Annotated in this window: 10 protein-coding genes; 5 read left to right on the plus strand and 5 right to left on the minus strand. The window is 32.5% G+C overall.

Translation table 11 applies throughout. From position 1 onward, the window contains the following. Positions 1-70: 70 nt before the first annotated feature. From AC2TDS_RS02375 to AC2TDS_RS02385, 3 genes are all read right to left on the minus strand, one after another. On the minus strand, positions 71-2,596 hold the full coding sequence (locus AC2TDS_RS02375; RefSeq protein ID WP_484737535.1) for a PIG-L family deacetylase: 2,526 nt from the start codon (positions 2,594-2,596) through the stop codon (positions 71-73). 204 nt (positions 2,597-2,800) lie between these two features. After that, entirely contained in the window at positions 2,801-3,448 is a 648-nt protein-coding gene (locus tag AC2TDS_RS02380) for an energy transducer TonB (RefSeq protein WP_484737536.1), read from the minus strand. A 403-nt stretch (positions 3,449-3,851) separates the two neighbouring features. Further along, positions 3,852-5,279 carry an ATP-dependent DNA helicase gene (locus AC2TDS_RS02385; RefSeq protein ID WP_484737537.1) on the minus strand — a complete coding sequence of 476 codons (1,428 nt, stop codon included), beginning with the start codon at positions 5,277-5,279 and terminating at the stop codon, positions 3,852-3,854. 103 nt (positions 5,280-5,382) lie between these two features. Here AC2TDS_RS02385 and AC2TDS_RS02390 point away from each other — a divergent pair, with 103 nt between their 5' ends. From AC2TDS_RS02390 to AC2TDS_RS02405, 4 genes are all read left to right on the plus strand, one after another. Continuing rightward, entirely contained in the window at positions 5,383-6,120 is a 738-nt protein-coding gene (locus tag AC2TDS_RS02390; RefSeq protein WP_484737538.1) for a hypothetical protein, read from the plus strand. Beyond that, positions 6,098-6,928: a DUF3822 family protein gene (locus AC2TDS_RS02395; protein WP_484738909.1), complete on the plus strand. Its 831-nt coding sequence runs from the start codon at positions 6,098-6,100 to the stop codon at positions 6,926-6,928. Before AC2TDS_RS02390 ends, AC2TDS_RS02395 begins: the two co-directional genes overlap by 23 nt. Continuing rightward, positions 6,929-7,471, plus strand: a complete 543-nt coding sequence (locus tag AC2TDS_RS02400; protein WP_484737539.1) for an RsmD family RNA methyltransferase — start codon at positions 6,929-6,931, stop codon at positions 7,469-7,471. A gap of 122 nt (positions 7,472-7,593) precedes the next feature. Further along, positions 7,594-7,872: an STAS domain-containing protein gene (locus tag AC2TDS_RS02405; protein WP_484737540.1), complete on the plus strand. Its 279-nt coding sequence runs from the start codon at positions 7,594-7,596 to the stop codon at positions 7,870-7,872. 3 nt (positions 7,873-7,875) lie between these two features. Here AC2TDS_RS02405 and acs read toward each other — a convergent pair whose 3' ends face one another. Beyond that, a complete protein-coding gene (acs, locus tag AC2TDS_RS02410) occupies positions 7,876-9,798 on the minus strand; it encodes an acetate--CoA ligase (protein ID WP_484737541.1) in 1,923 nt (640 codons plus the stop codon). A gap of 114 nt (positions 9,799-9,912) precedes the next feature. Here acs and AC2TDS_RS02415 point away from each other — a divergent pair, with 114 nt between their 5' ends. After that, positions 9,913-10,683: a sulfite exporter TauE/SafE family protein gene (locus AC2TDS_RS02415; protein WP_484737542.1), complete on the plus strand. Its 771-nt coding sequence runs from the start codon at positions 9,913-9,915 to the stop codon at positions 10,681-10,683. A gap of 191 nt (positions 10,684-10,874) precedes the next feature. Here AC2TDS_RS02415 and AC2TDS_RS02420 read toward each other — a convergent pair whose 3' ends face one another. Then, the gene (locus tag AC2TDS_RS02420; RefSeq protein ID WP_484737543.1) at positions 10,875-14,060 is read right to left on the minus strand and encodes a VCBS repeat-containing protein; all 3,186 of its coding nucleotides are present in this window, start codon (positions 14,058-14,060) and stop codon (positions 10,875-10,877) included. Positions 14,061-14,465 lie beyond the last annotated feature (405 nt).

The following is a 14,465-nucleotide window of genomic DNA, read 5'->3' on the forward strand; positions in this document are numbered from 1 at the left end:
AAAGTAATAGAGGAAATTCAAAGTTACCTTAGTAGTACCTCTATTTATCATTTATATTTAAATTCTAAGACTATTTTACGGGTTTTACTGGGGTACTACTTGGTGCTTTATTATTTCTCAAAGACAATAAGTTAGCGAATAATTTAAATGCACCAGGAACGCCTGCGGGGAGTTCTCTAAAAAAGCTCAATCCTGTATAGATATAGTTTCCTTTCCCATATTTTGCAATTAACAAACTCCCTTGTTTTGGCGTTTCTCCGACATCATTCATCGAAAGTATGGGAGTATATTCATCACTCCAAGAATTGGGGAAATACAAGCCCCTTTCTTGCACCCAACCATCAAAATCAGCTTCTGTAATTTTATTTGGATATTGTAATACGTCGTGTTCTTTAGCTAACAAAGTTACTGGAGCATATTCATCGGTAACGCGATCACGCGATAAATTTAATTGATACGGTGCTTTTACATCGACTCTTCTATTAGTATTGTATTGTACAATGAGATTTCCTCCATTTTTCATATACTCTAAAAGATACTTCTGCTTAAATTGCAACTCCTTTTTCGTATTGTAAGCACGTATTCCGATCACTACAGCATCAAATTCTTGTAAGGTTTTATCATTAATCTCTGCGGGGTTGATCTCTGTAACCGTATATCCGATTTGATGTAAGCTTTCTGGTAATGCATCGCCTGATCCTTGAATATACCCTATTTGCGTTCCTTCTTTCTTAATATTCAAACGCACTACTTTTGCTTGTGATGGCAATAATACAGACTGTTTAGGGATATGTGAATAGTTAATTTCTACCAATTCTTTATCATATATTTTACCTTTTACAGTTGCTTCAGCTTTCAACCACCCTTCTGATTCGTTTTGAGTAGGAATGACCCTGAAATTCAAACTTTGTAAAGCTCCTTTTTGTTCAATGTTAAAGGTAATTTGTTTAGGACTTACCTCCCATCCTTTGGGAGCTTTTAAGTGTAAAATCCCTTTAGTACTGCTCGTGCCTGCTCTTACATCTACGGTGATATTCTTTCCTTCTTTATTAGAAAAAAGCAACACTTTTTCTTTTAATTTCGTAGTCACTTTAGGTAACACTTCAAAAGGCTCATAAATTTCACCTTTGTCGCGTTTTGAATATCTATAAACAACTGGTTTCGTAAAAGAAACCTCCTGGTTTTCAATTGTTAAATTATATCTTATTTGAATAGGACGTTTACTTTCAGGATTTCCTATTAACGTTTTGTTTTCGACGTTATACATTCCTAAATTCCATGAATTTATTAACCAATACGGTGCCGAATACTGATGGTTTCCAACGTTTATTACCTCTTTAAAAGTTTTCTTGTTGTTTGGCGCTAGATCAAGTTCTTTTTTTATCTTTTTTCCTTCAGGAAGCACTTCTATAGAGGTTAACTCTATAGAAACAGCGCTTCGATTAAGTACTTCAAAATTAAGAGTAACCTCACTGTTGGGAACCGTACTAGAGCTTGTTGCTGAACTTTCTAAATACAGTCCCGCACTAGCCAATATAATTTCTTTTAACTCGTTAGACTTGATCGTTTTCCAATGTACATCATCCAATTTATCAATTTTTTCATACGCTTTAAGCAAGTCTGGTAAATGCTTTGATGGATTCACAAAATCAAAATTTCTTTCAACTTTATATAATATATCACCTATTTCTCCTCCTCCTTTAATACGATTCCATGTGGTATTGATACCAGAGAAAAAATCCTTCTTATCTTTTGGAGCGTCTCCTTTTAAAAACTCCACATATTCTTTTTGACTACCCCGAGTAGTTAAGCGTCCGAAACCTTGACATAAATGTTGGCTACTTGCCATAGATGCTAATTCGTTGTTTGACAAACCCTTTAACGGATAGTATGTACCTACATCAAAACTCAATATATTACTTTTGTCCGCTTTTGCAAAATTTTCTCTACTACCATAAAACCACCATGAAGTGTTAAAAAACAACCTTTTAGGCTGCCAAATATTTGTATGCGTTAATTGTTCAGTATATTTTGTTTTATCTCCAGCCAAATCAAAAGCATCAACACTTAACATAGCCGATGATGTATGATGCCCGTGCGTTGTACCAGGTGTTCTATGATCAAAACGATTAATAATAACGTCTGGTTTAAATTTTCTGATAGCCCAAACGATGTCTGCTAACACTTTATTTTTATCCCATATTTTTAAGGTTTCATCAGGATGTTTCGAATACCCAAAATCATTAGCTCTAGAAAATCGTTGCTCTCCTCCATCTATATTACGTGCTGCTAATAATTCCTGTGTACGAATTACACCCAATAACTCGCGCATTTCAGGTCCTATCAAATTTTGTCCGCCATCGCCTCTTGTAAGCGATAAATATGCTGTTCTCGCCTTTTCATGGTTTGACAGATATGCTATCAGCCTTGTGTTTTCATCATCAGGGTGAGCTGCTATATATAACGCTGACCCCAAGAAGTTAAGTTTTTTTATCTTTTCGTAAATCTGATTAGAAGTTAGTTTCGACGGTTTTTGAGCTATTATTGATGTAGTTATCAATAAAAATGACATAAAAACAATTACTTTCTTGTCCATTTTCAAGTATTAGATTCAATAACAAATGTACCCTTTTTGTGGCTCCTTTGCAGTTAATTAACAAAATGCTAACATTTATTACTTTCATTTCCAATGAATCAAAAGATTCTAAATAACCATCGACATCATTCCATAATTTTACTAGATAACATTTAAAGTTAAACGATATCATTTGGAAATTCTGATACCGAATTCGGAGCAGTTCTAGTTTAAACTGAAATCCATTGGAAAACTGTAAGATACACCTACAGCACGTCCGTTATGTTTACCAGGAATAAATTGAGGAAGCAATGAAATCAACCTGTAGGCCTCTTTTTTTATAACTTCAACATTTTTGGTTGATACAACTTCAATGTTTTTTACATTTCCATTAGAATCAATAACAAAGTGAACGAACAAATGATCTTCAATACCCTGTTTCAATGATTCTTCTGGGTATCTAAAGTTTTTCTCTATATGTTTTTTCATACTGTAATTGAAACACTCTTCTTGACTTAAGTTCGAATAGTCTTCACAAAAAGAGAACTTCGGGATTTCATTGACTTCTGAAAACGGAATAACAGAGCTATCTGATAATCCTGCTACCAAAAAATTTGAATTTCGCCACTCTATTTTAACCAGCTGTAATACAGGCGCGTCAAATACACCATTTATCTTATTTATTTTTCGAGGTGCTATATTTAATGATATTACTTGCCTGTTTCGTAGTATTCTCTTTTTTAAATATCTGTTACTAAATAAAAACGCTGTACTTGTGTTAGTTGTTGTTCTTTTCAACTCTTGTTCTTCTATCTTACATTTGTTAATGTCTATTTGATTCAAGTCTATCCGATCAATTTCCTGGTTATTCACACAGGTTTCTTGAGAATAGATTTGACAACAAAAAAATAAAGCGATATTAAATAATAGTCTTTTCACAGTAAGTTCTTCCAATTATCTTGTTGTGTTTCTTCAAACCCTAGCAAAGGTTCTTAATTAGTTAGAACCTTTTATTTCTATAAAAGTCACTCAATATAAAAAATGTGTTTGCGAAAATTGCAAAATCAGGTTAAGTAATACCAGTTATTGTTTGAATTTACTGTAAAATAAAATGAATGTTTTTTTTTCTTTATATGAGATAGAAAAATCAATAATAGCAGTAGCTATGATTTCTTGTTATATTGAAATAGTAAGGAAAAAAGGACATTTTATTACGGTAAATTCAAATGATAAATGGTATAATATATATCCTAAAAAGTTAACAACGTTTTATACTTTATTCAACAAAGTATTCATTTTTAAAGCCGATGAGGTACAACTTTTCTTGAGCTCTTGTAACAGCCGTATATAACCATCGTAAATATTCAATGCTTGGGCCTTCTGGTAAATATGGTTGCTCAATAAACACCGTTTTCCATTGGCCTCCTTGTGATTTATGACAGGTCATAGCATATGAAAATTTCACTTGCAACGCATTGAAGTATTTATTCTTCTTTACTCCTATAAATTGTTTATACTTTGTCTTTTCATGCGTAAAATCTTCCTTTACTGCTTCATACAGTTTATTTGATTCTTCGTACGTTAGTGATGGACTTTCACTCGATAGGGTATCTAATAACAATACTGTTTCAAATGGTTTCATATCGGGGTAATCAATCATTCGAATTTCAACTTCAGCAAATTTAAATCCATATAAATCTTTAATTCCATTTATACGCATCACTTCACAAATGTCTCCATTCGCTATAAAACCAGCGGAAGAGGAATCTTTTAGCCAAAAATAATTATTCTTTACGACCATCACATAATCTCCAGTAGAAATTTCATTTTCTTGCCCTCTAATTTTGGTTCGAATTTGTTGATTATATTGATTAGCTCTTTTATTTGAGCGTACTATAATTGCTGTATCCTCTACCCCTATCTCTCCATCATAAGCACCAGTAATAGCATCTTGAATATCGTAACCATCTTCCAAGCGAATTATATCAGGAAAGTTTACGTTAAACTTAAAATCTACGGCATCATTCTGAATTAGCAAACGTAAATCAGTTGCATTGAATAAAATACCAGAATCTTCTTGTTGACGTACCACTTCGTCCAATTCTATTTCAGTCACTTCCTTATTAAATTCATACGACAACTTATCGGCTTCTAGTGCTGGACTCATCGTTAGTTTTACAGGAGGTAACTGCGCTGTATCTCCTATAAAGACAATTTTACAGTTTTTTCCTGAATATACATAAGACATCAAGTCATCTAACAAGGATCCATTTTCAAATAATTTAGCATTTTGTTTTTCATCCGATATCATTGAGGCTTCATCAATGATAAAAATAGTATTGATATGTTTATTGGGTTGCATTACAAAACTAACACCACCGTTGCTTTGTTTTTTAGGAAAGTATATTTTTTTATGAATTGTAAAGGCCTGTTTTCCTGAATAACCTGAAATTACTTTAGCCGCCCTACCTGTAGGGGCCAACAATACAGCCTTTTTACCAGCTCGCCATAAATTATTCACCACGGTACTTATAGTCGTGGTTTTACCCGTACCTGCGTACCCTTTCAAAACAAACAATGCATCATTTTTCTCTTCGAAAATAAAATTCACTAAACTTGTTAATAGCTCATTTTGCTTATAGGTCGGTTTATAAGGGAATTTTTGTAACACCTCAGTGTAAAACTTTTGGGCAGATAGTATCATAAAATCAAATAATTTTCAAAGATAAATCTATTTATCCTTAAAAATTTTCTTCGTTAAAAAAAAATTGTAGATTTGCGAATATCATACATTAAAAATTAAAAAAATGAATTTATTATTAATGATTTTAGCAGCTGTTGTTGTTGCGTTTGTTTTAGCAGTAGCTATTGTTAAGTTTGTACCCCTAAAAATGAGGTGGTTAGTTTCTATACTATTATTAGCAGCTTCTATTTTCTTAGCTTATAAAATTTATGGTGGTATCATGGAACCGATAAAGTTTGACAAAGATAAAAAAGTTCGTTATGCTAAGGTTATTGAGAATTTAAGAATGATTCGTGATGCTGAAGTTAAATACAAAGAAGTTCATGGTACTTATACCAATAGTAAAGACTCTTTGATAAGCTTTATTGACAAAGGAGAACTAGCACTAACCGAAACTAAAAATATTGAAGAAGAAGTAGATAGAGGTGGTGGTATTAAAATTAAAATTTCTAAAAAAGTTATAGATACTATTGGTTCTGAACCTGTAATGAAATATTTCAAAGGGAAAGATTATCAAAATATGTTTAATGTACCTGGTACGGATAAACAATTTGAGTTAGCGACTGGAACTGTAGAAAAAGTTACTGGTTTATTTGTTCCTGTTTTTGAAGCTAAAGCTAGTAAAGAACCTATATTAAACGGAATGCCTCCTTCATTGGTAAAACAAGAATTAGAAGCTATTGAATCTAATCAAGTAAAAGGTCCTTTTGTATCTGTTGGGTCTTTGACTGAAGTTACAACAGGTGGTAACTGGCCTCCTTCATACGATAGACGACGTGATGCAGTTGCAAAAGAGGAGTAAAAAAACTAGCGCTAATGCGCAAAATAAAAATCTATCCATCCAATTTAATTTGGATGGATTTTCTTTTTGTATTTCAAATTCTAAGACCAAAGAGGCTCTAGTATTTACAGAATATCGATTCGAAAATACGGTAGCTTCTCCAGAATTATTATTAGAGAAAATAATGTATATTTTTGAAAATGATAAGGAATTACAACAGGAGTTTTCAGGTGTATTCGCTATACATCAAAATAATTTAGCAACAATTGTTCCCAATCAATTCTTCGATAGAAACAAGTTAAAAACTTACTTAAAACTTTCTGTAAAAACATTAACTACTGATTTTATTACTTACGATACCTTATCCAATACTGAGGCTAGTACTGTTTATATTCCATACGTGAATATAAATAATTTCATATTCCAAAACTTTGGGGAGTTTGAGTATCAACATCACGCAACAGTACTTATCGATAAACTGCTAGATTTTTCTAAAAGTAAAACTGATAACACTGTAATTTTTGCTCACGTGCATCCAACATTACTAGATATTGTTATTATCAATAATGGGCAATTGATATTATATAATTCATTCATATACAACACCAAAGAAGACTTTATTTATTATATTCTTTTTGTAGCTGAACAATTGCAAATGGATCCTGAAAAGTTCCAATTAACTCTTTTAGGTGACATAGAAGAAGAATCTGAGCTTTATAGTATTACCTATAAGTATGTCAGAAACATTAATTTTATAGAAAGTACCACAAACTTTTTTAATACGAACGATGCCTTTTCTAATCACTCAAACTATATTTTACTATCATAAATGCGTATAATTTCAGGAAAACATAAAAGTAAGCGGATTACTGCCCCAAAAAATCTTCCGGTTCGTCCTACAACAGATATGGCGAAAGAATCATTATTCAACATACTAAATAACTCCTATTATTTTGATAGCATCTCTGTAATAGACTTATTTTCGGGAACTGGAAATATCAGCTATGAGTTTGCTTCACGAGGTACCTCTGAAATTTATGCCGTTGATGCGCACTTTGGTTGTATTAAATTCATCAACCAAACCTGTGAAAAATTAGACCTCGATATCACTACTTTTAAAAGTGATGTTTATAAGTTTCTAGAGAAAACACCGTTAAACGTTGATATTATTTTCGCTGACCCTCCATATGATTTTGAAGAAGAAAGCTTTTTAAAAATTGTTACTATTGTTTTTGAAAGAAACATCTTGAACGAAGATGGTTTTTTAATCATTGAACACTCAAAACATACCGATTTATCCAGCCATATGAATTTTAGCTATGAAAAGAGGTATGGAGGTAGCACTTTTAGTTTTTTTGAGTTGAAAAGCTAGCAAATAACCGCAAATCGCTGCTTACCCATCAACTCAACTCAAAAAATCTAGCTTTTAACGAAAGCTAATGATTATATAGTCTTTGATGTTTACTTTTAAGATAACCAGAAAAACTAATTGTCATGTCTTTGCATATCAAAAACTCAGATAATTATTTATATCTTAAAGGTAATTTAAATTTTAAAACATTTAAAAGTGTAAGAACAAAAGTGAATTCGTTCTTAAGAAAACACGCGTTTATCATAATAGATATCAATGATGTCACAGAAATTGATTCATTTGCCGTGAATTCTTTAGCTAAATTATTCAAAAAAGCCCTGGATACTAACAAAAACATCAGTATTCAAGGCCTAGGTACTAAAGATATTTATGATGAATTAATATCCAGAAGTATACTTTGATAATTAGCTTAGTTTATATACTATTCTATTATCAATAATACTCTGAACCACTTCCGGATTTAACAACGTGGAAACATCTCCTAGGTTGTCTAATTCGTTATGTGCTATTTTACGTAATATACGTCTCATTATTTTTCCTGAACGGGTTTTGGGAAGTCCTACCGTAAATTGAATCTTATCCAGTTTAGCTATAGGACCTATATGCTCGGTTATAATTTGATTAATTTCACTGCGTAAATTATTATGATCTCTTCCCTCTCCTATTTCTTTCAAAATAACATAACCGTATAGTGCACTACCTTTTATATCATGAGGAAATCCTACTATAGCACTTTCTGCTACTGCTGGGTGCTCATTAATAGCATCTTCAATAGGAGCTGTTCCTAGATTATGCCCAGAAACAATAATAACATCGTCTACTCTACCTGTGATACGATAATACCCTACTTCATCACGTAAAGCACCATCACCTGTAAAATATTTATTCTTAAACGTTGAAAAATATGTTTCTTTATAACGTTGATGGTTTCCCCAAATTGTTCGTGCCATAGATGGCCAAGGAAATTTTACACATAAGCGACCATCAACCTGGTTCCCGTTAATTTCTTCTCCATGTTCATCTACCAAAGCTAGTTGTATGCCCGGTAGTGGTAAGGTAGCATATGTCGGTTTGGTTGGCGTTACATAAGGTATTGGTGAAATCATCATTCCTCCAGTCTCTGTTTGCCACCAGGTATCAACAATAGGGCTTTTTTTCTTCCCTATATTGTCATTATACCAGTGCCATGCTTCTTCATTTATCGGCTCACCGACGGTACCTAACACCTTTATTGATGATAAATCATACGAGTCTACGTACTCTAAATTCTCTTTAGCCAGCGCTCTAATCGCCGTTGGCGCTGTGTAAAACTGATTTACTTTATGTTTCTCCACAATTTGCCAAAAACGCCCAAAATCAGGATAGCTAGGCACACCTTCAAACATTACTGTTGTTGCACCATTAGCCAATGGGCCATAAACAATGTAACTATGTCCTGTTATCCAACCGATATCTGCCGTACACCAATAAATATCATTTTCTCTATAGTTAAACACATTTTTAAACGTATAAGCTGTATAAACCATATACCCGGCGGTTGTATGTAACATTCCTTTTGGGTTTCCTGTAGAACCCGATGTATACAGAATAAATAGTGGATCTTCTGCATCCATTTCTTCTGCAATGCATTCATCTGAAGCTGCTTCTAATAAAGGCGCTAACCATTTATCTCTATCGTCTTTCATATAAACCTCTGAATGTGTTCGTTTAGCAACTAATACCGTTTCTACACATTCACTATTTTCTAACGCTTCATCTACAATTCCTTTTAGATCAATTGATTTCTTTCCCCGATACGATCCGTCAGAGGTTATCACCATTTTCGCCTGGCAATCGTTTATCCTTGTTGCCAAAGCTGTTGCTGAAAACCCAGCAAAAACAACAGAGTGCACTGCTCCAATTCGAGCACAGGCCAACAGCGAAATAGCTAATTCAGGAATCATAGGAAGATAGATACAAACTCTATCTCCCTTTTGAACCCCATTTTCTTTTAATACGTTGGCAAACTTGCATACTCTTTTATGCAACTCATTGTACGTTATATGTTGTGGCCCTTCATTTGGGTCATTGGGTTCAAATAAAATAGCGGTTTTATTACCTTTAGTTCCTAAATGTCTATCTATACAATTCTCGGTTATATTCAATTTTGCACCTTCAAACCATTTTACTTCTGGCTTAGAAAAATCATAGGATAACACTTTATTCCAACGCTTTCTCCAAACAAAATGCTCTTCGGCAATCTCTTCCCAAAATACTTCAGGGTTTCTTATTGATTTTCTGTAAACCTGATAGTATTCTTCTAAATGTTTTATGTGATAATTACTCATCTATAAAATCTTTTAAATTTTTCAAAAACTAATCTACCATTTTTTTAAGTATAATTTATATTTTTTCTACTAACAACATAAGATTTTAGATTAATCTTTATATTTGATTTCTATATGGAACTAATTTTTCCTCTACAAATAATTATTGAAAATTGGTACATACTACTGTTATTTTTAAGTATTGCTATTTTATATTCTTCTGTGGGTTTTGGGGGTGGCTCAAGCTATTTAGCAGTATTAGCCTTAACTAGTTTAACTTTTACAGAAATAAGAGCTACTGCCTTGTTATGCAATATTGTAGTTGTTACTAGTAATGTTATGCTATTTATAAAACAACGACAATACCATTGGAAAAAAGTCTTTCCGTTAGTAACTTTTAGTGTTCCTTTAGCCTTTCTTGGTGGTTATTTGCGTATTAACGAAACTTTCTTTTTTATTCTGTTAGGGTTTACCTTGTTATTTGCTGCAATAACAATGTGGATGTCTAAGGAAATTGTTTCTAGCGAAAATATTTCTTTACATACCAACATAACCAAAAATGCTAGCTACGGAGGAATCATTGGTTTTATTTCCGGCATGGTTGGAATTGGTGGTGGTATTTTTTTAGCTCCTCTACTCCATTTAACCAACTGGGATACGCCCAAAAAAATAGCGGCTACTGCCAGCTTTTTTATCTTAGCTAATTCTATTAGTGGTTTAATAGGTCAATATACCAACCCTAACTTTTCAATTCATTGGGATTTAACCATAGTTCTTTTAATCACTGTTTTTATTGGTGGTCAAATTGGCAGCAAATTAAGCTATAAACTACTCTCCCCTATACAATTAAAAAAAGCTACTGCTATATTAATTGCCGTAGTAAGTATTAAAATACTATTTTCATAACCTGGATATATTATTATATTATACGATTTACAGATACATATTTCGTATATAGCTATTGAATTATTTTAAGTTAGTTTAAGGCATAAAACTTTAGCATAGCCAAGCTATGGTCAAGTTTTATAACGCAAAAATAGCTACAAAAGAAATAATAGATATGCGATATATATATTTGTAAATCGTATTAGACCCCTTTAAATGGGTAAGAGTTTTAAACTATTATTTTTACTAAAAATTAGTAAGTAATTTTCATCCTTTATATTAATTAACTCGATAGCTTTAACTTCTAATCCATGTAAATGATGTAGTAAACTAGCTTCAAAACCTGATGGTTTTTCATTGAATTCATTGTAGAGAATATACCCTTTGTTGGCATCATATCTAATGGTTTCTACTTCTGACTCATACAAAGACCCAACGCCAAAAACGTCGTTCTTTCCATCATTGTTGAAATCGAATATCTCAAAATCAGTAGTAGGGCCAAATTGCGATTGCATTGGTAAAAATTCCATTTCAAAACTTCCTTTTTGGTTATTTAAAAGCACTACAGATTTAAAATTTGTTGCTTTATAGTGGGTGGACTCTTTCAAGTTCTGACTACCGTATATATCTGATAAAGAAGCACTCGCAAAACCAGCATATGTAGAATACTTTTCTTTGAGCAAAGGAAGTTGTTCAGAAGAACACTCTCTACCACGAACGGGTAATAAAATTCCTGTTTTAGATTCTTTACTCAGTACAACGTCCAAATTTTTATTTTCATCAAAATCATTAACATATATATGAAGAGGGCTATTCTTTGTAGGATTAAACTTATTATTCGCACCAATATTCCCCACCAAGTAATCCATATAACCATCGTTGTTTACATCTGTTGGTTTTATCGTAAAGAACCATCCTACCGAAGCTTCCAATAACTCATTTTTCCTTTTGGTGAAATAACCTTCTTCATTTTCAAAAATAGTTATAGGCATCCATTCACCTACCACGATTAGATCTGAGTCTCCATCATTATCAAAATCGGAAAACACAGCTCCATTTACCATCTTTAATTGCTCTAAATTTTGTGATATTTCGTTGGTTGCATTTACCAAATTCCCTGCCTCATTCCTCAACAATAAAGAGGGGTATGATAATGGATATTTTCCCGGAATAACGCCTCCTCCAACAAAAAGATCTAGATCGCCATCATTATCAAAATCGCTTGCAGTAATAGCTGTAGTAACTGATTTGGTTTTATATTGGGAATTTGATCTTGAGAAATTACCTTTCCCGTCATTTATATAAACTCTATCTTCTAAATATTGACTCTCTTCGCTGTCTTCATAACTTCCGCTTGATACGTATAAATCTTTATCTCCATCATTGTCAATATCAAAAAATAAAGATTGGTTATCTTCATAATATTTATCTCTATCAAAACATTCTTGGCTTGATAATCGAAAAGTCCCATCTTGATTTTGTATATAAAGTGCCGCTGATGACCCTTTAGCATTCCCTATAAAAACATCATCCATTCCATCGTTGTTTAGGTCAGATACTGATAGTGCTGCTCCTTTTTCACTTTGTTTTTGCGGCAATAATAATTGTAGCTTAAAGTCGTCAAAAGGCTTCTCTAAATTTCTGTAAGTAAGTCCGAACATTTCGCCATCTAACAAAGTTTCCCTCGATTCTTTATCGTTATTTTGTTGTTGCTTCTGCTGGACTGTATCACTAAAAATGGAGAGGGTTTGATTGACTTGTACATTCGTTAGTTTAGAAATGTTTCCCAATGGCCAGAATATGGCAATACTATCAATAATATCCGTATTTCCTAAACCAAAGTGTAACCGAGAACTTACAGAAGATTGAAAACCTCTACTGGTATATTGGGTTGCGGATTGTTTGTGTGATTTTGTATATACGTGAGCTCGTGCCCCCAAACCGTCTGGATTATTTTTATTTCCAATTAGTTTTATTGAAATAAAATTATTCTCTTGATTGTTTTTATAAAGTCCCGCCTTTTCCATTTGATTGTTAATAACAAGATCTAAATCACCATCATTATCGAAATCAGCATAAGCCACCCCGTTTGAATTAATCTCTTGATCTACCCCCCATTTTTCAGCAATCCTAGAAAAACTAACTCCATTTACGTTTTTAAATATCTCATTTTTAATGGTTGTAGAGGGCATCATGCTAACAGCTTCTTCCAACGTCACTTTTCTACGTTGCATGATATTTTTTTTCATTTGATTTCTAAAATCCTGATTAGACAGGTCGTGCAAAATACCATTGGTTACCAAAAGATCTTTATACCCATCATTATCAAAATCGGCTAACAACGGGGCCCAGCTCCAATCTGTTTTAGAAATTTTAGATACCTGTCCTATTTCACTGTAAACCCCATTGCCAAGATTTAATTGCAACATGTTAGACATATACTGATGATGATACCCTGCCTTAACCAAACGATTAAAGTTTTCAGTACTCATAGAAGCCATATTCTCTTTACTTCTTTTGTGGTCTGCTGAAACCATGTCTACAACAATAAGATCTGGCTTTAAATCATTATTTACATCCGCAAAATCTGATCCCATGCTATTAGACGTTATATGATCAAAAGTACTGGTAATCTTATTACTAAACGTACCATCACGATTATTAATATACAGAAAATCAGGCTCTAAAAAATCATTAGCTACATAAATATCCGGCCATCCGTCTTCATTAAAATCTCCTATAGATGCACTAAGGCCCCAAGCTTTATTTAATAAACCTGCCTTGGCAGTAACTTCTTTAAATCGTCCGTCTACATTTTCAAAAAGTTGGTCCGTTGTTTCAGTTTGGTATGTTGATTGAATTGTAGGATTAATAGTAACATTATTCTTAAAATCAGCTCTATGGTTAACTAAAAACACATCAATATCGCCATCTTTGTCAAAATCCAAATAATATGCCTGAGTTGAATATGCTGCAGATGCTAAACCGAATTGCTCCGATTTTTCAATAAATGTTCCATTTTTTTGATTGATGTATAATCTGTTTTTTCTGGTTTGATTTCTGTACAATGAACCAGATTTACATACATAAATATCCAACCATCCATCTGCGTTAATATCGATCATCGAAACCCCTGTAGACCAACCTTCCGTATCTTCAACCCCAGCTCTTATAGTTATATCTTCAAAACTAAAATCACCTTTATTTAGATAGAGTTTATTAGTTCCTTGATTGGAGCTAAAGTAAATATCTTCATACCCGTCATTATCAATATCACCTACAGCAACCCCTCCTCCATTATATATGTACGAATAATTAATAAAATTAAAATATAAATTCTCTTTTACTTTATTTTTAAAACCTATAGCGCTATGACTTTCAGTTATTTTTTCAAACATCTTATGTTGGTTACTATGCTCTTTATTTTCTTTCTTTTTTAAAAATTTTGAGCAACTAGATAACAAAGAAATAAGCATTAAAAAATAACATATACTACGTCTCATATTTTAATTTAAGTTTTAACGAATAAATCATGAAAATAACACTCTTCTTTTCTGTCTATAAATTTATATCCCTAAAGACTTGGTTTTATCGATAAACAACATAAATCATTGTATAAAAAACAATAAACTCAATATATCCTAAAGTACGTCTCGCATGATTAAATAGCATTAGTTATACATACATTATTTTGTTTGTTCTATGTTGTGCATAAACTAACAGTTATAAATTTATATATAATTCTTGTTCTAACTAAAAAAAGGTAGCGATTCAATGCTACCTTTTTTTAGTTTCTATACGGA

The organism is Tenacibaculum profundicola (genome assembly GCF_057220795.1).